Genomic DNA, 22,198 nt, shown 5'->3' on the forward strand with positions numbered 1-22,198 from the left:
TTGCGAACAATGGAAAAAAGTCACGCGAAGGACACTTCGTCCACCCGCCCGCAGCGCCACAATCGGGGACCCATGCACTGGTCCGCCTACCTCGCGCCCTTTCGCCCTCGCCTGTTCTCGGCGCTGGCGGGCTACACGCGGGAACGGTTTTTGAAGGACGCCGGCGCCGGCCTCACCGTCGGTATTGTGGCCTTGCCGCTGGCCATGGCTTTTGCGATCGCCTCCGGCCTCAAGCCCGAAGCCGGTATCTGGACCGCCATCATCGCCGGCGCGCTGATCGCGGCGCTGGGCGGCTCGGCGGTGCAGATCGGCGGCCCGGCCGGGGCCTTTATCGTGATTGTCTACGGCATCCTCGAACGCTACGGCCTGGCCAACCTGCTGATCGCCACCGCCTGCGCCGGCGTGCTGCTGTTCCTGCTGGGCCTGCTCAAGCTGGGCACGCTGGTGCGCTACGTGCCGGTCAGCATCGTCGTGGGTTTCACCAACGGCATCGCGGTGCTGATCGCGCTGTCGCAGGTCAAGGACTTGCTGGGCCTGGTGGTGCCCAAGATGCCGGCCGACTTTTTTTCGCAGATCAAGGTCCTGGGCGGCCACCTGGACAGCTTCAACCCTTATGCGCTGGGCCTGGGCCTCATCTGCCTGCTGGGCCTGTTCATCTGGCCCCGGCTGTTCGACACGCAGGCGCGCGGCGCCGGCGGCTTCACCATGCGCCTGATCCGCATGGTGCAGGCGGTCGAGGGTGTGCAGCTCAAGCGCGCCACACGCATGGCCTCGCGCATGCCCGGCCCCATCGTGGCGCTGGTGACGCTGACGGCCTTCAGCTACGCGCTGTCGCTGCCGGTCGAAACCATAGGCACGCGCTTCGGCGGCATCCCGCGCGCCCTGCCCTCCTTCGCGCTGCCTGATTTTTCGTGGGAAACCGTGCGCCTGCTGGTGGCGCCCACCATCACCATCGCGATGCTGGGCGCGGTGGAGTCGCTGCTGTGCGCGCGCGTGGCCGACCAGGTCTCGGGCCTGCCGCGCCACGACCCCAATCAGGAGCTGATGGCCCAGGGCATAGCCAACTTCGTCGTGCCCTTTTTCGGCGGCATGCCGGCCACCGGCACAATTGCCCGCACCGTGACCAATGTGCGCTCCGGCGCCACGTCGCCGGTCTCGGGCCTGGTGCATGCGTTCACGCTGGCGCTGATCGTGCTGGCGGCCGCGCCGCTGGCGGTGCACGTGCCGCTGGCCGTGCTCTCGGGCATCCTGCTTTACGTGGCCTGGAACATGGGTGAATGGCGCGAGTTCGCCCGCCTGCCCCAGGCCAGCAGCCACTACCGGCTCATCATGCTGGGCACGTTTTTCCTGACCGTGGTGTTCGACCTCACGGTGGCGCTGCAGGTCGGGCTGATCCTGGCCTGCGTGCTCTTCGTCAAACGCATGAGCAGCCTGTTCCAGGTGGTCGAGGTCTCGCGCGACGCAGACACCGCCAGCTTCCAGCTCTACGGTTCGCTGTTCTTCGGCGCGGTGGCCAAACTCGACCCCATCCTCAACGTCGTGGAAAGCGCACCCAAGGGCCTGGTCGTGCGGCTCGACGTGCAGTCGCTGCAGTCGCTGGACACCTCGGGCCTGGACGTGCTCGAGCAACTGCACAAGGCCATCGTGCTGCGCGGCGGCCGGCTGGTGATCGCCGGGCTCAACGCCCAGCCGCTGGCGGTGATGGAGCGCTCCGGCTTCCTGGCAAAGATCGAGACGGTTTAGCGCGTGCCGCCGCTGGGGCTGATGCTTTCCTCGTCGGTGGACGCCGTGCCCTTGACCTTGAGGTCGGCGTCAAACACCACGGTGAAGATGCGCGCCGTCGATGGTGGGTTCAGGTAGCGCCAGTCGTAGTGGGTTTCCTGCTTGAGCGCGTAGGGCGTGACCTTCATGGGCTTGCCCAGCATCTTGCGCACCTGCTCCATGCGCATGCCGGGCAGCACTTTCTCAAAGTTCTGCGGCGTCAGCACCTGCCGGAGCGCGCTCATCTTGCCGTCGGCGCCTAGGGTGATCATGTAGTTGACCTGGCCCTGCGGCTGGCGGTTGTATTCGAAGGTGCGGGCACCCGGCGCAGCGGCCGCGCCCGGCAGGGGCGTCTCGGCCATGTCGGCCGCGCTCCAGATTTTTTCGGGCTCGCCGAAGCGGGCGCGGACGTCGGCCTCGGTGGCAACGCCCTCTTCGAGTTCGGCGATGCGCTGCGGGTCGCAGCCCACCAGGCCCAGGACAAATGACAGCAGACCCATACAGGCAAGCATCCTTTTCGAAAAAACGGGGGCAAAGCCCTTTTGGGCTGGTAACGAGGGCGAAAAGGGCGAAAACAAGGAAGGCATGGCAGACCCCGGTAAAATCAGCCCACTATACGTTTCAGGCAGTTTAGACCCTATGGCCCTCCTCAACATCTTCCGCCGCTCCGACTACACCTCCGACACGACGCAATTCATAGCCCAGCTCAAGGCCCAAAAGCCCACGCTGGAGGCCGAACAGCGCGCCGGGCGCGCCCTGTTGTGGGACAAGAACCTGGACCGGACCGAACAGGCCGAATACGGCGAGGCCCGCGTGCCCCAGCAGCCCTACGTCTACGGCACCAGCAGCCACCCCAACGGCAAATAAGGGCGCCACAGCCCTTCGCGACGACCGCAGCCGCTGCTTTTTTCATGTCCCAGCCCCATTTCCCCCCCGCTCCCCAGGAACTGCCGCCGCCCGCCGGCCAGGCGCAGCCTGAGGCAACGGGCACGGACATGCCCGCGGTGATAGACCAGGTCGCGCTGGCACGCCTCTATGGCGAGCCGCTGTTCGCGATGCCGCACGACCTGTACATCCCGCCGGATGCGCTGCAGGTCTTCCTCGAGGCCTTCGAGGGCCCGCTGGACTTGCTGCTCTACCTGATCCGCAAGCAGAACTTCAACATTCTCGACATCCCGATGGCGGCGGTCACGCGCCAGTACCTGACCTATGTCGATGAGATACGCGCCACCAACCTCGAACTGGCGGCCGAATACCTGCTGATGGCGGCCATGCTGATCGAGATCAAGTCGCGCATGCTGCTGCCGCCCAAGAAGGTGGCCGAGGGCCAGGAGCCTGAAGACCCGCGCGCCGAGCTGGTGCGCCGCCTGCTCGAGTACGAGCAGATCAAGCTGGCCGCCCACAAGCTCAACGAGGTGCCGCAGTTCGGCCGCGATTTCCTGCGCGCGCAGGTCTATGTCGAGCAGTCGCTGCAGCCGCGCTTTCCCGACGTCAACGTGGTCGACCTGCAGGAAGCCTGGCGCGACATCGTCAAACGCGCCCGCCTGATCCAGCACCACGTGATCAGCCGCGAAGAACTCTCGGTGCGCGAGCACATGAGCATCGTGCTGCGCAAGCTGCAGGGCCGCAAGTTCCTGGAGTTCGAAGAGCTGTTCGACGCCGCGCGCGGCATGCCGGTGCTGGTGGTGACCTTTATCGCGCTGCTTGAGCTGTCCAAGGAAGGCCTGCTGGAAGTCACGCAGGCCGAGGCTTTCGCGCCAATTTACGTCCGCCTCGCCTACACGCCTGCTTAGGCCCCAACCCTTCATCTTTCAATGACACGCTTGCCGGCCCCGCCGCAGCACGCCTTTGACGTCCTCATCATCGGCAGCGGCCTGGCCGGCCTGGCCGCCGCGCTGCTGCTGGCACCCGGGCGGCGCGTGGCGGTGGTCACCAAACGCGAACTCAACGACGGCTCCAGCGCCTGGGCCCAGGGCGGCATGGCCGCGGTGCTGGCCGAGGGCGACACACTGGCGCAGCACGTAGCAGACACCCTGGTCGCCGGCGCCGGCCTGTGCGACCTGCCGGCCACGCAGGCCGTGGTCCAGGGCGCGCCCGAGGCTATCGCCTGGCTGCGCCAGCTGGGCGTGGCGTTTTCGGAAGACGGCGAGCACCCGGGCGAGCTGCACCTGACCCGTGAAGGCGGCCACAGCCAGCGCCGCATCGTGCACGCGGCCGACGCCACCGGCGCAGCCGTGCAGCGCACGCTGATAGAGCGGGTGCGCGCCACACCCGGCATCACGCTGTTCGAGCACCACATGCTGGTGGACCTGGTCACCGACCGGCAGCTCAAGCGCCCAGGCAAGCGCTGCCACGGCGCCTATGTGCTGGATACCGCCGGCGGCCAGGTGCTGACCTTCAGCGCCGGCCAGACCATCCTGGCGACAGGCGGCGCGGGCAAGGTCTACCTGTATTCGACCAACCCCGACACCGCTACCGGCGACGGCATTGCCGCCGCCTGGCGCGCGGGCTGCCGCGTGGGCAATATGGAGTTCATCCAGTTCCACCCGACCTGCCTCTACCACCCCGAGGCCAAATCGTTTTTGATCACCGAGGCCGTGCGCGGCGAAGGCGGCAAGCTGCTGCTGCCGCCCTCGGCCGGCGGCGGGCGCTTCATGCCGGCGCATGACGAACGCGCCGAACTGGCGCCGCGCGACGTGGTCGCCCGCGCCATCGACTTTGAGATGAAAAAGCACGGCCTGGACTGCGTCTACCTGGACATCTCTCACCAGAGCCCGGCGTTTTTACAGGAACATTTCCCCAACATCCTCAAGCGCTGCCTCGAACTCGGCATAGACATCACGCGCCAGCCGATCCCGGTGGTGCCGGCTGCCCACTACACCTGCGGCGGCGTGCTGACCGACCTGCAGGGCCGCAGCGACGTGGCGGGCCTGTATGCGATCGGCGAAACCGCCTGCACCGGCCTGCACGGCGCGAACCGCCTGGCCAGCAACTCGCTGGTCGAATGTGTGGTGCTGGCGCGCGCAGCGGCGACCGCGATTGAAGCCGAAGCCACCGCCGAAACGCCGGCCCTGCCCGCCTGGGACGAAAGCCAGGTCACCGACGCCGACGAGGCCGTGGTGATCTCGCACAACTGGGACGAGCTGCGCCGCTTCATGTGGAATTACGTGGGCATTGTGCGCACCACCAAACGGCTGGAGCGCGCGGCGCACCGCATCGCCCTGCTCGATGCCGAGATCCAGGAGTTTTACGCCAATTTCCGCGTCACGCGCGACCTGCTGGAATTGCGCAACCTGGTGCAGGTGGCCGACCTGATCGTGCGCTCGGCCCATGGCCGGCATGAAAGCCGCGGCCTGCACTTCAGCCGCGACTACCCCGGCATCGCCGAGCAGGCGGTTCCCACCGTGCTGGTGCCGCCCGGAAGCTGATCCTTCCCGATTTTTTTTGCCACTTCCCTCTCTGGAATTTACATGCCTCACCTGATCGTTGAATACTCCAGCAACCTCGCCGGCTTCCCCAAGGCCGAAGTGCTGAAGGCCCTGAACCAGGCCCTTACCGCCAGCCCTGAAATCCAGGACGAATCCGACCTGAAAACCCGCGTGGTGGCGCTGGACGATTTTGAGATCGGCACCGCACCGGCCTCACGCGCGTTTGTGCATGCGCAGTTGCGCCTGCTGTCGGGCCGTACGCCTGAAGCCAAGAAAGACCTGGGTGCGCGCATCGCCGATGTACTGCGCCGCCTGAGCCCGCGGCCCGCCGGCTTGACGGTGCAGCTGAGCGTGGAGATGGTGGACATGGACCGCGCGTCCTACGTCAAGGAAAAGCTTTAAGGCAAAGCGGGTTCAGACGAGGGTCGCGTCTATCCAGCCCCTGAGGCTGTTCACAAAGGCCCAGGCCTCGACCCTTGCCAATTCGTCCATCCGCACGACAGCTTCGCTCAGCCGGCCCTCCTGCAAGGCCAGCGCGCGGCCCACGCCCGGCAGCAGCCCGCAGGCCAGCGGCGGCGTGACCCAGCGGCCGTTCACCCGCATCGCGATGTTGCCGCGTGTGCATTCGGTAATCTCGCCCCGCGCGTTCCACAGCACGCTGTCAAACACGCCAGGTGCGCTCGGCGTGAAGGCGTCGTAGTGGGCGCGGTTCGTCGTCTTGAAGCGCACAAATTCACCGTGGGCCGCGTCCAGCGGACGCCCTGCCAATTGCAGGCGCACCTGGGGCGGCGACGCCTCCATGGCATAGGCCTGGGCACTGAATTTTCCGTCGTCGGCCAGCAGCAGGCGGACACGCCAGAGGCCTTGCGGGTGCGCCTGCACCAACGCCTGCAGACTCGCGTGGGCTTGCGCCGCATCCCATAGCCGACCAAAGTGGGCAGCAGAAACCGCCATGCGAGCCAGATGGTGATCGACGTGGCGCAACTCTCCTGTTTCCAGGGCCAGGGTTTCGAGAATCTCAAAAGGCATGCTGGCGCGCTCCAGGAACGCCCGCTTGTGGCGCCACTCCTGCCATTCACCTTCCGCCACGGAACCCGAGGTAATGCCGCTCCCGATACCGCAACGGGCTTCCTGGCCACGCAGGCTCACGGTGCGGATGGGCACGTTAAAAGTCGCCGCGCCGCCGGGCCGCAGCACACCGATGGCGCCGCAGTACACACCGCGCGGCCCGCGTTCCAGTTCGCGGATCGCCCGCATGGCCCGCACCTTGGGCGCGCCGGTGACCGAGCCGCAGGGGAACAGCGCGGCAAACACATCGGCCAGCCCGCAACCGGCTCGCGTGCGCGCCTCCACGTCGGACGTCATCTGCCACACCGCGGGCAAGGCCTCGGTGTGGAACAGGCGCGGCACACGTACGCTGAAAGGCTCGGCGATGCGCGACAGGTCGTTGCGCAGCAGGTCCACGATCATCACATTCTCGGCGCGCTCTTTCGCTGAACTGCGCAGCGCCTCAGCCTGTGCGGCATCGTCTTCGGGATTCATGCCGCGCGGCGCCGTGCCCTTCATGGGCCGCGTGAGCAGCACGCCTTCGCGCCAATCAAAAAACAGTTCGGGCGAAACCGACAACAGTTGCTCCTCGCCCGTGTCCAGAAAAGCCGCATAACCGCCCGGCTGGGCGCGCTGCAAGGCCTGGAACAGCGCCAGCGCGCTGCCCGTATCGCCGTTCAACACAGCCCGCATCTGCGCCGTGAAATTGACCTGGTAATACTCGCCGGCGGCAATCGCGCGCTGCATTTCGGCGAGGGCGGCATCAAAGGCCGGGCGTGCCATCGCTTCCTGCCATTGCAGCTGCGGCGAGGCCTCTTGTGTCGGCTGCGGCCAGGGCAGCGCCTGCTCATGCACCGCAAACCAGGCCAGCGGTCCTTCTGCGGGGTACACCACCAGCGCGGCATCAAAAGCGGGTGCGGCCTCGTAACGCAGGTAGCCCACGCACCAGGCGCCGCGCTGCGCCCCAGCCTGCGCGGCATCGAGCACGGCGCGCACCTCTTCGGGCCGGTGAGCCACCAGTACTTCGCGCGGCGCGCCGAAGGCCTGGCGCAGGCGCCGCCCGTCGGGCTGCTGGGGATCGGCGAAGTCGATAAGGGCGGAGAGGCTGCCTGTCACGTCAGGTCAAGCCGCGCCGATATGCGGCACCAGGCCTGTCACCGGCCGGCCCGCTTTGAGGGCCTCGGTGAACGCCAGCATGCGGTCTATCGGCAAACGGGCACGCAGGCCGAGCGCCGCATCCACGGTGATCTCATTCTCGCCGGTCTCCAGCACCTGCGCCAGCCCGGCCAGGCCGTTCATGGCCATCCAGGGGCAGTGCGCACAGCTTTTGCAGGTGGCGCTGTTGCCGGCGGTGGGCGCTTCGATAAAGGTCTTGCCGGGGTTCAGCGTGCGCAGCTTGTGCAGCATGCCGTTGTCGGTGGCGACGATAAATTCCGTGGCGTCCATCTCGCGCGCGGCTTTCAGGATGCCGGAGGTGGAACCCACAGCGTCGGCCAGCGCCACCACGTCGGCGGGCGATTCGGGGTGCACCAGCACGCGCGCGCCGGGGTGTTCGGCTTTCAGCGCCTGCAGCTCAAAGGCCTTGAACTCGTCGTGCACGATGCAGGCGCCGTTCCAGAAGACCATGTCGGCGCCGGTCTCGCGCTGGATGTAGCCGCCCAGGTGACGATCCGGCGCCCAGAGGATTTTCTGGCCCTGCGCCTTGAGCGCACGCACGATGTCGAGCGCGCAGCTGGAGGTGACCACCCAGTCGGCGCGCGCCTTCACGGCGGCACTGGTGTTGGCGTAGACCACCACGGTGCGGTCCGGGTGAGCGTCGCAGAAGGCGCTGAATTCATCGACCGGGCAGCCCAGGTCCAGCGAACAGGTCGCGTCGAGGTCGGGCATGAGCACGCGTTTTTCGGGCGACAGGATTTTGGCCGTCTCGCCCATGAAACGCACGCCGGAGACCACCAGGGTTTGCGCCGCATGGTCACGGCCGAAGCGCGCCATCTCCAGCGAGTCCGACACCAGGCCGCCGGTTTCTTCGGCCAAGTCCTGCAGGTCGGGGTGCACATAGTAGTGCGAGACCATGACGGCGTTGCGCGCCTTGAGCAACTCGCGGATGCGGCTTTTGAGTGCCGCGCGCTCGGCCTGCGTGGGCTCGGCCGGCACGCGGGCCCAGGCCTGGTGCGTGCTGCAGGCGCCCGCAGCTTCGGGCTGCTCGTACTCGACGCGAATCGGCAGGGTCGCGTGCATGCTCAGGCTACCTGCGCATCAAAGCGCATGGAAAAATCAATCGCCCGGACATCCTTGGTGAGCGTACCGATGGAAATGCGGTCCACACCGGTTTCGGCCAGGGCGCGCAGGCCGTCCAGCGTGACGCCGCCGGAAATCTCCAGCACGGCACGCCCGGCGTTGATGCGCACGGCCTCTTTCAGGTCGGGCAGGCTCATGTTGTCCAGCAGGATCATGCGTGCGCCGGCGTTCAGGGCCTGGGCCAGTTCGTCGAGGTTCTCGACCTCGATCTGCACAAAATCGGCCTGCGCGGCAACCTCGGCCGCGCGCTCCAGCACCTGGGCGATGCCGCCGGCCGCCGCGATGTGGTTTTCCTTGATCAGCACCGCGTCGTACAAACCGACCCGGTGGTTGCTGCCGCCGCCGGCGACCACCGCGTATTTCTGCGCCAGGCGCAGGCCCGGCAGGGTTTTTCGCGTGTCCACGATGACGGTCTTTGTGCCTTTGACGATGTCGGCGTAAACCGCCGTTTTGGTTGCCACGGCGCTCAGCAGTTGCAGAAAATTCAGCGCTGTGCGTTCGGCCGACAGCAGGGCCCGGGCCTGGCCGCGCACCTCGAACACCACCTGGCCGGCTTCGCAGCGCTCGCCGTCCTTCACGTGCCAGGTCAGCTGGGCCTGCGGGTCCAGCTGCCGCACCGTGGCCTCAACCCAGGCGGCGCCACAGACGACGGCGCTTTCGCGTGCCACAACCTGCGCGCGCGCCTGGCGGGCCGGATCGATCAGGCCGGCCGTCAGGTCGCCCGCGCCTATGTCTTCCGCGAGGGCGCGGGCCGCGTCGGCCTGGGCCAGGGCGGCAAGCGCCTGGGCCGTGAAATCAAATGACTTTTTCATGAGCAATCTAAGATTGGGAGCACGCCATACCGTGCACTAAACTATTAAATAGAGCCGAAAACTGTCGCAAATGTTACAGCGACCGGCCAGGCGCCTGTATACCGCGATCCGCCCGTTCAAGCGCTCCACAGTGGCGCTTTGCCTCTTGCCCCATTTTCATCGACCCCCACCATGTTCAGAACCCTGCTCAAATCCAAGATCCACCGCGCTGCGGTGACGCATTGCGAACTCAACTACGAAGGCTCCTGCGCCATCGACGAAGACCTGCTGGATGCCGCCAACCTGGCCGAGAACGAGCAGGTCCACATCTGGAACATCAACAACGGGGAGCGCTTCATCACCTATGCGATACGCGCCGAACGCGGCAGCCGCATCATCTCGGTCAACGGCTCCGCAGCGCGCCGCGCCGCCGTGGGCGACCTGGTCATCATCGCCGCGTTCGCCCAGGTGCATGAAGAGCACGTCGCGGGCTTCAGCCCCAAGCTGGTGTTCGTGAACCCGGACAACCGCATCAAGGAAGAGCGCTCCACCATCCCGGTGCAGCAGCCCTGAGCCCTTGCGGCCTCGGAAACGCCCGAGGTCGCAGCCTTTTCCCCTCTCTTTACACAAGGCTTCATGGACAACGCAGCGATGATCCGGCGCAGCCTGCGCCATGTGTGGCACCCCTGCACCCAGATGAAGCTGCATGAGGCCCAGCCGCCCGTGCCCATCGCGCGCGCCGAAGGCGTGTGGCTGCACGACTTTGAAGGCAGGCGCTACCTGGACGGCGTGAGCTCCTGGTGGGTCAACCTGTTCGGCCACGGCCATCCGCACATCAAGGCGGCGCTGCGTGAGCAGCTCGACACGCTGGACCACGTGATGCTGGCCGGCTTCACGCACGCCCCGGTGGTGGAACTCTCAGAGCGCCTGGGCGCGCTGACCGGCCTGGGCCATGCCTTCTACGGCAGCGACGGCGCCAGCGCCACCGAGATCGCGCTCAAGATGAGCGCCCACTACTGGCGCAACAGCGGCCGGCCCGAAAAAAGCCGCTTCATAGGCCTGGCCGGCGGCTACCACGGCGAAACCGTGGGTGCGCTGGCGGTGACCGACATCGCGATCTTCCGCGAAGCCTATGCGCCGCTGGTGCGCCTGGCTGCCACCGTGCCCAGCCCCGACGCGCGCGGCGCCCAGGCCGGCGAAAGCGCGGCGGACGTAGCACGCCGCGCCGCCAGCAGCCTGCAGGCCTGGCTGGAACAGCACCACGCGGAGACCGCCGCGCTCATCGTCGAGCCCCTGGTGCAATGTGCCGCCGGCATGGCCATGCACGACGCAGCCTACCTGCGCGAAGCCCGCGCGCTGTGCGACCGCTACGAGGTGCACCTGATCGCCGACGAGATCGCCACCGGCTTCGGCCGCACCGGCACGATGTTCGCGCACCAGCAGGCCGGCATACGGCCGGACTTCATTTGCCTGTCCAAAGGGTTGACCGGCGGCACGCTGCCGCTGTCGGCCGTGCTGACCACCGACGCGGTCTACGAAGCCTTTTACGACGACGAGGTCGCGCGCGGATTCCTGCATTCGCATTCGTATACCGGCAACCCGCTGGCCTGCCGCGCCGCGCTGGCCACGCTGGAGCTGTTCGAGCAGACCGATGTGCTGGCGCGCAACGCCGAAACGGCGCAGGTGCTGGATGCGGCCTTCGCGCCGCTGACGCAACACCGGGCCATCCGGCATGCGCGCAGGCTGGGCATGATCTGGGCGTGGGACGTGGAGCCTGGCAGCAGGCCCCACTTCGCGCGCCGCTACACACAGCACGCCATGGCGAACGGCGTGCTGCTGCGCCCGATAGGCCAGACGATTTACGCCATGCCGCCTTACGTGATGGATGCGCAGGCCGCCCAGCACCTGGCGCGCGGCGCGCTGGCGGCGCTGGAGGCCACGCTGGCCGAAGAAGGTGACCATGGCTGAAGCCGCGCGCAGGCCAATTTCGCTATTCGTGACCGGCACCGACACCGGCGTGGGCAAGACCCTGGCCAGCGCCGGGCTGCTGCATGCGCTGGCGCGCCACCATGTGCGCGTCGTGGGCATGAAGCCCGTGGCGGCGGGCACGGTCCAGGTCAATGGCGAAGACGTCAATGAAGACGTGGTCGCGCTGCGCGCCGCCTCGAGTTGCCGTGTGCCCCCCGAGCTTGACAACCCGGTATTGCTGCCCGATCCAGTATCACCCCACATCGCGGCAGCGCGTGCTGGCCGGCCCATCCGCATCGCGAAACTTGTGGACTGCCAGCGCAGGCTCGCGCAGCTGGCCGACGCCGTGGTCGTCGAAGGCGCGGGCGGTTTCCAGGTGCCGCTGTCGGACACCGAGACCGGCGCCGACCTGGCCCAGGCGCTGGGCCTGCCCGTGGTGCTGGTGGTGGGCCTGCGGCTCGGCTGCCTGAACCACGCGCTGCTCACGGCCGATGCCATACGCGCGCGCGGCCTCACGCTGGCGGGCTGGGTCGCCAACCACGTCGATGCCGCCATGCTGGCGCAAGAGGACAACATCGCCTTCCTGCGGCAGAAGCTGCAGGCGCCGCTGCTGGCCACCATTCCCCACCAGGCCGCGCCCGACCCGCGCGCGGTCATCTTTGAGCTTCCCCCCGCATGGCAATGACGACCGCTTCCTGGCTCGATGAATTCCCGGCCCGCCTGGCTGAACTGGACGGCGCGCACCTGCGCCGCCGGCGCCGCGAGGTCGTGCCCGAGAGCGGTGCGCGCCTGGTGGTGGACGGCCAGAGCATGCTGGCCTTTTGCAGCAACGACTACCTGGGCCTGGCCACCCACCCGGCCCTGGTGCAGGCGGCCTGCGAAGGCGCGCAGGCTTATGGCGTGGGGGCCGGCGCCTCGCCGCTGGTCAGCGGCCACAGCGCGGCCAACGCGGCGCTGGAGCGCGAACTCGCGGCTTTTGTGGGCCTGCCGCGCGCCTTGTATTTTTACGCGGGCTACGCCACCAACATCGGCATCGTGCCGGCGCTGGTGGGTGCCGGCGACGCGATTTTTTCGGACGCGCTCAACCACGCCTGCCTGATCGACGGCGCGCGGCTGTCACGCGCGCAAATTCACCGCTACGAGCATGCCGACCTTGGCGCGCTCGAAAACGAACTTTCTCGCAGCACCGCGCCGCGCAAGCTGGTGATCAGCGACGCCGTCTTCAGCATGGACGGCGACAGCGCCGACATCCCGGCGCTGCTGGCGCTGTGCGAGCGCCACGACGCCCTGCTGCTGCTGGACGACGCCCACGGCTTCGGCGTGCTGGGCCCGCAGGGCCGCGGCAGCCTGGCCGCCGCCGGCCTCTATGGCGCGCAAGCCTCGCGCCGCGTGCTCTACATGGCCACGCTGGGCAAGGCCGCCGGTGTGGCCGGCGCTTTTGTGGCGGGCGACGAAGCGCTGGTCGAATGGCTGCTGCAGAAAACCCGCAGTTATATATTTGCCACGGCCGCGCCCGCGCTGCTGGCGAGCGCCCTGCGCGCCAGCCTGCAAGTGATTGAGCAGGACGAGTGGCGGCGCGCGCATCTGCAGCGCCTCATCGCGCGCCTGCGCAGCGGCCTGGCAGCGAGCCTTGAAGACAGCGGCTGGCAGCTGTCGGCCTCGCAAACCGCGATCCAGCCGCTGCTGATAGGTCCCAATGACCAGGCTCTGGCCGTGATGGATGGCTTGCGCATGCGCGGCATCTGGGTGCCGGCGATTCGCCCGCCCACCGTGGCCGAGGGCACGGCCCGGCTGCGCATCGCGCTGTCGGCCGCGCACAGTGAAGCCGACGTCGACCAGTTGATTGAAGCCCTGGGCGCGCTGGCGCGGCAGGCCGCTTGATCGTTACACCTCATTGCCCCCATCTCTTCAGCTAGACTCCAAAACCCACGCTTCGGAAGGAAGAACACATGTCCCACACCGCAGAACAAACCGTCACCCTGCACCGCCCCCGCGCCAAAGCCGCGCCAGCCCCCGCCGGCGACCCACGCTGGAGCGTTGACGCGATCGAAGCGCTGTTCAACCTGCCCTTCCCTGAGCTGATGCACCGCGCGCAGACGGTGCACCGCGAAAACTTCGATCCGACACGCGTCGAGTTCGCCACCCTGCTGTCGGTCAAGACCGGCGGCTGCGCCGAAGACTGCGGCTACTGCCCGCAGGCCGCGCGCTACGACACCGGCGTGGAGGCCAGCAAGCTCATGGAGCCCGCCGAGGTGCTGGCCGCCGCGCAGCGTGCGCAAGCCGCCGGCGCCACACGTTTTTGCATGGGCGCGGCCTGGCGTTCGCCCAAAGACCGCGACATCGAAAAAGTCGCCGAGCTGGTGCGCACCGTGAAAGCCCTGGGCCTGGAAACCTGCGCCACGCTGGGCATGTTGGAAGACGGCCATGCGCAAACCCTGCAGAGCGCGGGCCTGGACTACTACAACCACAACCTGGACAGCGCGCCTGATTTTTACGGCGACATCATCACCACACGCGACTACCAGGACCGCCTGGACACGCTGGCGCGCGTGCGCAGCGCCGGCGTCAAGGTCTGCTGCGGCGGCATCGTCGGCATGGGCGAGACGCGCCGCCAGCGCGCCGGCCTGGTGGCCGAGCTCGCCAATCTCACGCCTTACCCCGAGTCCGTGCCCATCAACAACCTGGTGAAGGTCGAAGGCACGCCGCTGGCCAACCAGGCCGACCTGGACCCGTTTGAGTTCGTGCGCACGATTGCCGTGGCCCGCATCACCATGCCGACCGCGCGCGTGCGCCTGTCGGCCGGCCGCCAGCAGATGGGTGACGGCGTGCAGGCCCTGTGTTTCCTGGCCGGCGCCAATTCGATCTTCTACGGCGACAAGCTGCTGACCACCGGCAACCCCGACACCGAGGCCGACGTGAAGCTGCTGGAACGCCTGGGCATGAGCCGCTCGGCGCCTGAAGTTCGTTAAGACACTGCCTTGTCTGGGCTCTCTAAACCGCGCCTAAAAAAGCACGGTGAAGCTGGTTAGACTCTCGCTAAATTCCGGACCTGCCCCATGACGTCTGCTTCCAATACCACCGCCAACACCAGCGCAACGCCTTACGGCACGCTGCCGCCTTCGTCAACGCCGTCGGCGCGCAAGCCGCTGAGCCTGCCGCGCCTGCGCGAAATGCATGCGCAGGGCGAAAAAATCACCATGCTGACGGCCTACGACGCGACCTTCGCGGCCGTGGCCGATGCGGCGGGCGTGGAATGCATCCTGGTGGGCGATTCGCTGGGCATGGTCTGCCAGGGCTTGACCAGCACCGTCGGCGTGACGCTTGAGACCATGCGCCACCACACCGAATGCGTGGCCAACGGCCTGCGCCGCTCGCAGGCCACGGCCTGGCTGATCGGCGACCTGCCCTTCGGCAGCTACCACGAGTCCCCGGAGCAGGCCTTGCGCAGCGCCGTGGTACTCATGCAGGCCGGCGCCCACATGGTCAAGCTGGAAGGCGGAGGCTGGACGGCCGAGACCGTGCGCTTCCTGGTCGAGCGCGGCATTCCCGTCTGCGCCCACCTGGGCCTGACGCCGCAGACCGTGCATGCGCTGGGCGGCTACCGCGTGCAGGGCAAGGGCGAGGAAGCCGCCGCCACGCTCAAGCAGCAGGCCCGCGAGTTGCAGGATGCCGGCGCCGCCATGATGGTGCTGGAGATGGTGCCCGCGGCCCTGTCGGCCGAGCTGACAAAAGAACTCGCCCACTGCGCCACCATAGGCATAGGCGCGGGCAGCGGCACGGCCGGCCAGGTGCTGGTGCTGCACGACATGCTGGGCATGAACCTGGGCAAGATGCCGAAGTTCGTGCGCAACTTCATGGAAGGCCCGGACAACAAAAGCGCCAGCGTGCGCGGCGCCATGGAAGCCTATGTGCACGCCGTCAAGGACGGCAGCTTTCCGGTGAACGCCACCCACGCGTGGTGAGCCCCGCTCCCTTGCGCCCCTCTTTTCTGGAGACATGATGCAGATCGTCCACACCATCCCCGAGCTGCGCGAAGCCCTGAGCCCCTACAAGCGCCCGGCCTTTGTGCCCACCATGGGCAACCTGCATGACGGCCACATCGCCCTCGTCAAGCAGGCCAAGCCGCTGGGTGATGTCACCGTCTCCAGCATCTTCGTGAACCGCCTGCAGTTCGCGCCGCATGAAGACTTCGACAGCTACCCGCGCACCCTGGACGCCGACGCCGAGCGCCTGAAGGCCGCCGGCTGCAACGTGCTGTTCGCGCCGCTGGAAAAACACCTGTACCCCGAGCCACAGACTTACAAGGTGCACCCGGCCACCGACTTGAGCGACATCCTGGAAGGCCACTTCCGGCCCGGCTTTTTCATCGGCGTGAGTACCGTGGTGCTCAAGCTGTTCAGCTGCGTATTCGCCGGCATGCCCACGGGCGTGGCCGCTTTCGGCAAGAAGGACTACCAGCAGGTCATGGTGGTGCGCCGCATGGTGCAGCAGTTCGCGCTGCCCATCGAGATCCTGGCCGGCGAGACCCAGCGTGCCGAAGACGGCCTGGCGCTGTCCTCACGCAACGGCTACCTGAGCGCGACCGAGCGCGCCGAGGCCGTGGAGCTCTCCAAGGCCATACGTGCGCTGGGCGAGGCTGCCCGCGCTAGTGGCACGCCCGACCTGCCCGCGCTGGAAGCCCAGGCCATGCAGGCACTGGCACGCCGCGGCTGGAAGCCCGACTACCTCACCGTGCGCCGCCGCGCCGACCTGCTGGCGCCGCAAGGCCCGCTGGCCGGCGAGCCGCTGGTGGTGCTGGGTGCGGCCAAGCTGGGCAGCACGCGGCTGATCGACAACCTGGAAATCTAGCGGCAACGCCGGCATGAGCGCAGTATCCATCCGCCTCGCGACCCTGCCCGACCTGCCGGCCGTCGCCGCGCTGTTCGACGCCTACCGGCAGTTTTACGAGCAGCCCGCCGACGCCGGACTGGCCTTGCAGTTCATCGGCGACCGCATGCGGAACCAGGAGTCGGTGATCCTGGTCGCCCAGGCCGCGGATGCTGCGCAATCGCTGGTGGGGTTTTGCCAGCTCTACCCCAGCTTCTGCTCGGTGATCGCCCAGCCGATTTTCACGCTCTACGACCTCTATGTGGCACCCCCAGCACGCCAGACCGGTGCCGGCCGCGCGCTGATGCAGGCGGCCGACGGCCATGCCCGACAGAACGGCTTCGCGCGGCTGGACCTCAGCACCGCCAGGACCAACCACCAGGCGCAGGCCTTGTACGAATCTTTGGACTGGGTGCGCGACGAGGTTTTCCTGTACTACAACAAGGCGACTCCCGGGGCGATGGTGGCGGCCTGATCAGGTCAAACGCGGGGACGGACGACACCGGCCTTGGGGTATAAAGTCCCCAGGCATCTGCAGGAGTTCCACCATGGCCATTCCCCACGCCGCTTCCGGGCAACTGATCAACGTCCAGCCGCTGGCGGGGAAACTTTCGGAAGCCAGGACACTCGCGCTGTTCAAAAGCGAAGAGCTGGAAGTCATGCGCCTCATCGTGCCGGCCGGCAAGACCGTGCCTTCGCATCAGGTCAAGGGCGAAATCACCGTGCAGTGCCTGGAGGGGGAAGTGGCCTTCACGGCGGGCGGCCAGACCCAGCCCATGAAAGCCGGCCAGTTGCTCTGGCTGGCGGGCGGCGTACCACATGGCCTGACGGCGGTGCGGGATGCCTCACTGCTGGTGACGCTGCATTTGTGCAAATAGTGCCGGCACGGTGCAGGGATTCAGGCCAGCTCGGCCGTAGGCCCGCGGCCCATCAGCATCGCCACCGCTTCGGCGGGCTGGAGCTTGCCGTCCAGCAAGGCCACCACGCTCTGGGCAATCGGCATCTCGACACCTAGACCGGCCGCGCGCTGCACCACAGTGCGGGCGCAGTACACACCTTCTGCGACATGCCCCAGCGAAGCCACCGCCTGCGCCAGCGTCTGGCCCTGAGCCAGCAGCAGGCCGACCTTGCGGTTGCGGCTCAGGTCGCCGGTGGCCGTGAGCACCAGGTCGCCCAGGCCCGACAAGCCGGTGAAGGTTTCGGCGCGGGCGCCCAGCGCCACGCCCAGGCGCGTCATTTCAGCCAGGCCGCGCGTGATAAGGGCGGCACGGGCATTCAGGCCCAGTTGCAGGCCGTCGCACAGGCCTGTGGCGATGGCCAGCACGTTCTTGACGGCACCGCCGACTTCCACTCCCACGACGTCGTCATTGGCGTAGACGCGCAGGGTGGCACCATGGAAAGCGGCGACCAGCGCATCGCGCACCTCGGCGTGCTCGCTGGCGGCCACCAGCGCCGTGGGCTGGCCGCGCGCGACTTCGAGCGCAAAGCTGGGGCCGCTGAGCACGCCGGCCCTTAAATCGGGGGCAGCCTGGGCGCGGATTTCGTGGACCATCAACCCGAACGGCGAAGGCGAAGAAGCAGCGGCAGCCACCGGCGCCTCAAAGCCCTTGCTGAGCCAGGCCACGGGTGCGCCGGCGTGCCGCAGGCTTTGCAGCATGCCGCGCGCCGCCGAGACCGGCGTAGCCAGGATGATGAGGTCTTGCCCGGCCAGGGCCTGGGCCAGCGGCGTATCGCCGCCCTGCAGCGCCAGGGCAGCAGGCAAGGCAATGCCGGGCAGGTAGCGGGCATTGGTGCGCGCGGACCGCAGGCCGGCGAGTTGCGCCGCATCGCGCGCCCACAGGGTGACCTGGTGGCGCGAAGCGCTGCTGACGGCCAGCGCCGTGCCCCAGGCACCCGCGCCAATGACCAGTATTTTCATGAGGACATCATGAGGCAGCCGGGAGATTCATCCCGGCGGGCCATCACACGATGATCTGGGAAGCGGCCGGTGCGGCGGCCGCGGCTTCGGCCTGCTGCTGTTCGTACATGGCCTGGAAGTTGATTTCCGCCATGTGCACGGGCGGGAAACCGCCGCGCTGGATCACGTCGGCCACGTTGCCGCGCAGGTAGGGATAAACGATTTGCGGGCAGGCGATGCCCAGGATGGAACCCAGCTGCTCGGGCGGCACGTTGCGGATTTCGAAGATGCCGGCCTGCTTGGCTTCCACCAGGAACACGGTCTTGTCGGCGATCCTGGTCTGCACGGTGGCCGTCACGGCGACTTCGAACAGGCCTTCGGCGATGGGGGTGGCACCCACGCCCAGCTGGATGTCCACGCTGGGTTGCTCCTGGTTCAGCAGGATTTCGGGCGAATTAGGCTGCTCCAGCGACACGTCCTTGAGGTAAACGCGCTGGATCTGGAATACGGGGTCAAGATTGGCTTCAGCCATGGTGTTCTTTCGGGTGCTGGGAGGGGAATCGATGCGCCGGCAGGCCGGCAACCAGCGGATGATTATAGGGAGCCGGTGTGTAACCCCCACCGTCGCACACTTTGTATAGCCAGCAAGTAAAACCAGCAGGGGCCGCGGAACCGGCTTTGCCGGGCCGCTGGCGCCGCCCCCTCGAGGGGGGAACAGGCTACACGCAGTGAGCCTGGACGGGGGTGTTTATCTATTCAGAAGCGGCATCAGGCCGCCTCGGCCGTCCAGGGCCATCAGGTCGTCGCAACCGCCGACGTGGGTCTCGCCGATAAAGATCTGCGGCACCGTGCGCCGTCCCGTGATGTCCATCATCTTCTGGCGTTCGCCGGGCACCATGTCGACGCGGATTTCATCGAGTTCGGTGACGCCGCGCTGCTTGAGCAGCTGTTTGGCCTGGATGCAGTAGGGGCAGGTGCCGGTGGTGTAGATCTTGACGGTTTGCATGGTTTCTCCGTGTCGCGCCGGCGTGAGCGCAGCGGTGGAAAGTGGATGAAGCGGGGCCGGCCGGGTAAGGCAGGTTTCATGCCCGCCCTGGCCTGGCCAACCCTGACTCAGGCCTTTTCGAGGGGAAGGTTAGCTTCTTTCCAGGCTTTGAGCCCGCCGCCCAGCGATTGGGCCTGCTCATAGCCGAGCTTTTTGGCGACGGCGACGGCACGGCCGGCGCGCGCGCCGGTGGCGCATACCAGGATCAGGGGAAGGCCCTTGTTCTTGACCGTGGCGGGCAATTTGTCTTCCAGCTCGCTGAAAGGCACGTTTTTGGCGCCCGTGACGTGGCCGGCGGCGAATTCGTCGGCTTCGCTGACGTCCACGACCACCGCTTTTTCGCGGTTGATCAGCTGCACCGCGCCGCTGGCGGTCAGCGCGCCGGCATTCATGGCGCCGGAAACCATGGGCCAAACCAGCATGCCGCCCGAGGCGAGCGCTATCGAAATCAGCATCCAGTTATCGATCAGAAATTTCACGGTATACCCTTTGTGTATTTTTCGGCTAACCCGTGATTTTAGAATGGAGGGAGAAAAGGCCCCGCCGGCCACCCTCCCTATTCCCCTTTTTTCCTGTTTTCTCCCCCTTTTTTCACTCTTCATCCCTTCCACCATGTACAAACTCGTGCTCATACGCCACGGCGAATCGACCTGGAACCTTGAAAATCGCTTTACCGGCTGGACCGACGTGGACCTCACGGAAACCGGCATTGAGCAGGCCAAAAACGCCGGCAAGCTGCTCAAACACGAAGGTTATGACTTCGACCTGGCTTACACCAGCGTGCTCAAGCGCGCGACCCGCACGCTCTGGCACACGCTGGACGAAATGGACCGCACCTGGCTGCCCGTGGTGCACAGCTGGCGCCTCAACGAGCGGCATTACGGTGCCCTGCAGGGGCTGAACAAGGCTGAAACCGCGAAAAAATTCGGCGACGAGCAGGTGCTGGTCTGGCGCCGCAGCTACGACACACCGCCGCCGCCCCTCGAGGCGAACGACCCGCGCAGCGAGCGCGACGACCCGCGCTATGCCAAGCTGCAGCCCGGCCAGGTGCCGCTGACCGAATGCCTCAAGGACACCGTGGACCGCGTGCTGCCTTTCTGGAATGAATCGATGGCGCCGGCCATCAAGGCCGGCAAGCGCATCGTGGTGGCGGCCCACGGCAATTCCATACGCGCGCTGGTGAAATACCTGGACAACATCTCCGACGGCGACATCGTGGGGCTCAACATCCCCAACGGCATTCCGCTGGTCTACGAACTGGACGCAGCACTCAAACCGCTGCGCCACTACTACCTGGGCGACAGCGAGGCCGCGGCCAAGGCGGCGGCGGCCGTGGGCGCGCAGGGCAAGGCCTGATTCCTCCGGAAGGCCGGCCCGCCCCGATTTTTGTAAAAGTCCTGTAAATAGCCGCCTGTTTCGCGTCTTTTTTCGCGCCGCGCCGCGCCGGGGGCGGAACTGAGGCTCCCGGCCTTTCTCCAAGGTGTATATTGCTTCCCACAGGGGGAACAAGGGTTCCCCAACAGGCTAACGAAGGTATTTTTATGGGTCAGAAGCTCAAGATAGCAGGCTGGATTTCAATCGGCGCCGTGGCGGGGGCCCTCACCACGGTGCAATTGCAGGCGGTGGCCCGCGCGGGCATCGCCCCGCTGCCGCTCGAGGAGCTGCAGCAGCTGGCCGCCGTTTTCGGCATGGTCAAGAGCGATTACGTGGAGCCGGTGGACGAGAAAAAACTCATCACCGACGCGATTTCCGGCATGGTCGCCAGCCTGGATCCCCACTCGGTCTATTTCGACAAGAAGTCCTTCAAGGAATTCCGTGAAGGCACGACCGGCCGCTTTGTCGGCGTCGGCATCGAGATCAGCCAGGAAGACGGCCTGGTTAAGGTGGTCTCGCCGATCGAAGGCTCGCCCGCCGACCGCGCCGGCCTCAAGCCCAACGACCTGATCACGCGCATCGACGACACCGCCGTCAAGGGCCTGACGCTCAATGAAGCCGTCAAGAAAATGCGCGGCGAACCCAAGACCAAGGTGCTGCTGACGATCTTCCGCAAGGACGAAAACCGCACCTTCCCGGTGACCATCACGCGGGAAGAAATCCGCACCCAGTCGGTGCGCAGCAAGGTGGTGGAGCCCGGCTACGCCTGGATACGCCTGAGCCAGTTCCAGGAACGCACGGTCGACGACTTCGTGACCAAGCTCGAGCAGATCTACAAGCAGGAACCCAACCTCAAGGGCCTGGTGCTTGACCTGCGCAACGACCCGGGCGGCCTGCTGGATGCCGCCGTCGCGGTGTCGGCCGCCTTCCTGCCGGAAAACGTCACCGTGGTGTCCACCAACGGCCAGCTGGCCGAAAGCAAGTTCACCTACAAGGCCTCGCCCGAGTTCTACCAGCGCCGCAACGGCTCCGACCCGCTCAAGCGCCTGCCCGCGGCGCTCAAGACCGTGCCGCTGGTGGTGCTGGTCAACGAAGGCTCAGCCTCGGCCAGCGAAATCGTGGCCGGTGCGCTGCAAGACTACAAGCGTGCCACCATCATGGGCAACCAGACCTTCGGCAAGGGCTCCGTGCAGACCGTGCGTCCGCTGGGCCCCGACACCGGCCTGAAACTCACCACGGCCCGCTACTACACCCCCAGCGGCAAATCCATCCAGGCGCGCGGCATCGTGCCCGACGTGATGGTGGACGACACCGCCGAAGGCAGCCCGTTTGCCGCCCTGCGCACCCGCGAAGCCGACCTGGAAAAACACCTCAACAGCGGCCAGGGCGCCGAAGTCAAGGATGCCAACCGTGAAAAGGCCCGCGAAGCAGCCATGAAACGCCTCGAGGAAGAAGCCAAGAAGACGCCGGAACAGCGCCGCCCGCCCGAGCTGGGCAGCGACAAGGACTTCCAGCTGGCCCAGGCGATCAACCAGCTCAAGGGCCGCCCTGTGCTGGTCAGCAAAACGGCTGTTGTGGAACCGAAAAACGAGAAAAAAGAAAACTAAGGCCGTGACGGCATAGTGACGGGATCGCGCTGGAAATGCCGGCCTTTCCCGGTTTCGTTTCTCGCGCTCCCGCTCCTTCTTCCACCAGGCCGCCCTGCCCTCAGGGTAGCCTCTTC

24 protein-coding genes are annotated in these 22,198 nt (G+C 66.9%); 16 read left to right on the plus strand and 8 right to left on the minus strand.

From position 1 onward, the window contains the following. The first annotated feature begins 72 nt into the window (after window positions 1-72). Window positions 73-1,743, plus strand: coding sequence for a SulP family inorganic anion transporter (locus ACSQ27_RS20705; protein ID WP_436157379.1), 1,671 nt, complete (start codon window positions 73-75; stop codon window positions 1,741-1,743). On the opposite strand, the gene bamE is transcribed toward ACSQ27_RS20705, so the two are convergent. Continuing rightward, window positions 1,740-2,261, minus strand: a complete 522-nt coding sequence (gene bamE, locus ACSQ27_RS20710; RefSeq protein ID WP_436157380.1) for an outer membrane protein assembly factor BamE domain-containing protein — start codon at window positions 2,259-2,261, stop codon at window positions 1,740-1,742. The two genes, ACSQ27_RS20705 and bamE, sit on opposite strands and share 4 nt — an antisense overlap. Before the next feature lie 139 nt (window positions 2,262-2,400). Between bamE and ACSQ27_RS20715 the strand changes: the two genes are divergently transcribed. The 4 genes from ACSQ27_RS20715 to ACSQ27_RS20730 are packed head-to-tail and all read left to right on the plus strand — an operon-like array spanning window position 2,401 to window position 5,591. Beyond that, window positions 2,401-2,628, plus strand: a complete 228-nt coding sequence (locus ACSQ27_RS20715) for a DUF3460 family protein (RefSeq protein ID WP_436157381.1) — start codon at window positions 2,401-2,403, stop codon at window positions 2,626-2,628. Between the two features lie 44 nt (window positions 2,629-2,672). Continuing rightward, window positions 2,673-3,554 (plus strand): segregation and condensation protein A, encoded by an 882-nt coding sequence (locus tag ACSQ27_RS20720; protein ID WP_436157382.1) that lies wholly within the window; start codon window positions 2,673-2,675, stop codon window positions 3,552-3,554. A 21-nt stretch (window positions 3,555-3,575) separates the two neighbouring features. Beyond that, the gene (gene nadB, locus ACSQ27_RS20725) at window positions 3,576-5,189 is read left to right on the plus strand and encodes an L-aspartate oxidase (protein ID WP_436157383.1); all 1,614 of its coding nucleotides are present in this window, start codon (window positions 3,576-3,578) and stop codon (window positions 5,187-5,189) included. Window positions 5,190-5,231: 42 nt separating this feature from the next. Beyond that, on the plus strand, window positions 5,232-5,591 hold the full coding sequence (locus ACSQ27_RS20730) for a 5-carboxymethyl-2-hydroxymuconate Delta-isomerase (protein WP_436157384.1): 360 nt from the start codon (window positions 5,232-5,234) through the stop codon (window positions 5,589-5,591). 12 nt (window positions 5,592-5,603) lie between these two features. Here ACSQ27_RS20730 and pabB read toward each other — a convergent pair whose 3' ends face one another. Genes pabB through nadC form a run of 3 tightly spaced genes read right to left on the minus strand, consistent with a single transcriptional unit; the run spans window position 5,604 to window position 9,346 of the window. Continuing rightward, a complete protein-coding gene (gene pabB, locus ACSQ27_RS20735; protein WP_436157385.1) occupies window positions 5,604-7,352 on the minus strand; it encodes an aminodeoxychorismate synthase component I in 1,749 nt (582 codons plus the stop codon). A gap of 6 nt (window positions 7,353-7,358) precedes the next feature. Beyond that, entirely contained in the window at window positions 7,359-8,474 is a 1,116-nt protein-coding gene (gene nadA, locus ACSQ27_RS20740; protein WP_436157386.1) for a quinolinate synthase NadA, read from the minus strand. Between the two features lie 2 nt (window positions 8,475-8,476). After that, window positions 8,477-9,346: a carboxylating nicotinate-nucleotide diphosphorylase gene (gene nadC, locus ACSQ27_RS20745; RefSeq protein WP_436157387.1), complete on the minus strand. Its 870-nt coding sequence runs from the start codon at window positions 9,344-9,346 to the stop codon at window positions 8,477-8,479. A 171-nt stretch (window positions 9,347-9,517) separates the two neighbouring features. Between nadC and panD the strand changes: the two genes are divergently transcribed. The 9 genes from panD (at window position 9,518) to ACSQ27_RS20790 (ending at window position 17,037) form a co-directional block, all read left to right on the plus strand. After that, the gene (gene panD, locus ACSQ27_RS20750; RefSeq protein WP_007867856.1) at window positions 9,518-9,898 is read left to right on the plus strand and encodes an aspartate 1-decarboxylase; all 381 of its coding nucleotides are present in this window, start codon (window positions 9,518-9,520) and stop codon (window positions 9,896-9,898) included. Between the two features lie 63 nt (window positions 9,899-9,961). Further along, window positions 9,962-11,293: an adenosylmethionine--8-amino-7-oxononanoate transaminase gene (bioA, locus tag ACSQ27_RS20755; RefSeq protein WP_436157388.1), complete on the plus strand. Its 1,332-nt coding sequence runs from the start codon at window positions 9,962-9,964 to the stop codon at window positions 11,291-11,293. Then, window positions 11,286-11,978 (plus strand): dethiobiotin synthase, encoded by a 693-nt coding sequence (bioD, locus tag ACSQ27_RS20760; RefSeq protein WP_436157389.1) that lies wholly within the window; start codon window positions 11,286-11,288, stop codon window positions 11,976-11,978. Before bioA ends, bioD begins: the two co-directional genes overlap by 8 nt. Continuing rightward, window positions 11,975-13,174, plus strand: coding sequence for an 8-amino-7-oxononanoate synthase (gene bioF / locus ACSQ27_RS20765; protein ID WP_436157642.1), 1,200 nt, complete (start codon window positions 11,975-11,977; stop codon window positions 13,172-13,174). Before bioD ends, bioF begins: the two co-directional genes overlap by 4 nt. Before the next feature lie 68 nt (window positions 13,175-13,242). Then, window positions 13,243-14,262, plus strand: a complete 1,020-nt coding sequence (bioB, locus tag ACSQ27_RS20770) for a biotin synthase BioB (RefSeq protein ID WP_436157390.1) — start codon at window positions 13,243-13,245, stop codon at window positions 14,260-14,262. Between the two features lie 87 nt (window positions 14,263-14,349). Then, entirely contained in the window at window positions 14,350-15,255 is a 906-nt protein-coding gene (gene panB, locus ACSQ27_RS20775) for a 3-methyl-2-oxobutanoate hydroxymethyltransferase (RefSeq protein ID WP_436157391.1), read from the plus strand. 37 nt (window positions 15,256-15,292) lie between these two features. Beyond that, window positions 15,293-16,141 carry a pantoate--beta-alanine ligase gene (gene panC / locus ACSQ27_RS20780; protein WP_436157643.1) on the plus strand — a complete coding sequence of 283 codons (849 nt, stop codon included), beginning with the start codon at window positions 15,293-15,295 and terminating at the stop codon, window positions 16,139-16,141. A gap of 13 nt (window positions 16,142-16,154) precedes the next feature. Further along, window positions 16,155-16,634 (plus strand): N-acetyltransferase family protein, encoded by a 480-nt coding sequence (locus tag ACSQ27_RS20785; protein ID WP_436157392.1) that lies wholly within the window; start codon window positions 16,155-16,157, stop codon window positions 16,632-16,634. A 73-nt stretch (window positions 16,635-16,707) separates the two neighbouring features. Further along, window positions 16,708-17,037 carry a cupin domain-containing protein gene (locus ACSQ27_RS20790; RefSeq protein WP_436157393.1) on the plus strand — a complete coding sequence of 110 codons (330 nt, stop codon included), beginning with the start codon at window positions 16,708-16,710 and terminating at the stop codon, window positions 17,035-17,037. A gap of 20 nt (window positions 17,038-17,057) precedes the next feature. On the opposite strand, the gene ACSQ27_RS20795 is transcribed toward ACSQ27_RS20790, so the two are convergent. The 4 genes from ACSQ27_RS20795 to ACSQ27_RS20810 all read right to left on the minus strand — a co-directional run bounded on the left by ACSQ27_RS20795 (window position 17,058) and on the right by ACSQ27_RS20810 (window position 19,580). Further along, a complete protein-coding gene (locus ACSQ27_RS20795) occupies window positions 17,058-18,077 on the minus strand; it encodes an NAD(P)H-dependent glycerol-3-phosphate dehydrogenase (RefSeq protein WP_436157394.1) in 1,020 nt (339 codons plus the stop codon). A gap of 43 nt (window positions 18,078-18,120) precedes the next feature. After that, window positions 18,121-18,588, minus strand: coding sequence for a protein-export chaperone SecB (gene secB, locus ACSQ27_RS20800; RefSeq protein ID WP_436157395.1), 468 nt, complete (start codon window positions 18,586-18,588; stop codon window positions 18,121-18,123). A 216-nt stretch (window positions 18,589-18,804) separates the two neighbouring features. Continuing rightward, a complete protein-coding gene (gene grxC / locus ACSQ27_RS20805) occupies window positions 18,805-19,062 on the minus strand; it encodes a glutaredoxin 3 (protein WP_436157396.1) in 258 nt (85 codons plus the stop codon). A gap of 107 nt (window positions 19,063-19,169) precedes the next feature. Next, on the minus strand, window positions 19,170-19,580 hold the full coding sequence (locus ACSQ27_RS20810) for a rhodanese-like domain-containing protein (RefSeq protein ID WP_436157397.1): 411 nt from the start codon (window positions 19,578-19,580) through the stop codon (window positions 19,170-19,172). 133 nt (window positions 19,581-19,713) lie between these two features. On the opposite strand from ACSQ27_RS20810, the gene gpmA reads away from it, so the two are divergent. Then, entirely contained in the window at window positions 19,714-20,457 is a 744-nt protein-coding gene (gene gpmA, locus ACSQ27_RS20815; RefSeq protein ID WP_436157398.1) for a 2,3-diphosphoglycerate-dependent phosphoglycerate mutase, read from the plus strand. A 185-nt stretch (window positions 20,458-20,642) separates the two neighbouring features. Beyond that, window positions 20,643-22,082 (plus strand): S41 family peptidase, encoded by a 1,440-nt coding sequence (locus tag ACSQ27_RS20820; RefSeq protein WP_436157399.1) that lies wholly within the window; start codon window positions 20,643-20,645, stop codon window positions 22,080-22,082. Window positions 22,083-22,198 lie beyond the last annotated feature (116 nt).

This window comes from Polaromonas sp. LjRoot131, assembly GCF_964252805.1.
Lineage (GTDB): Bacteria > Pseudomonadota > Gammaproteobacteria > Burkholderiales > Burkholderiaceae_C > Polaromonas.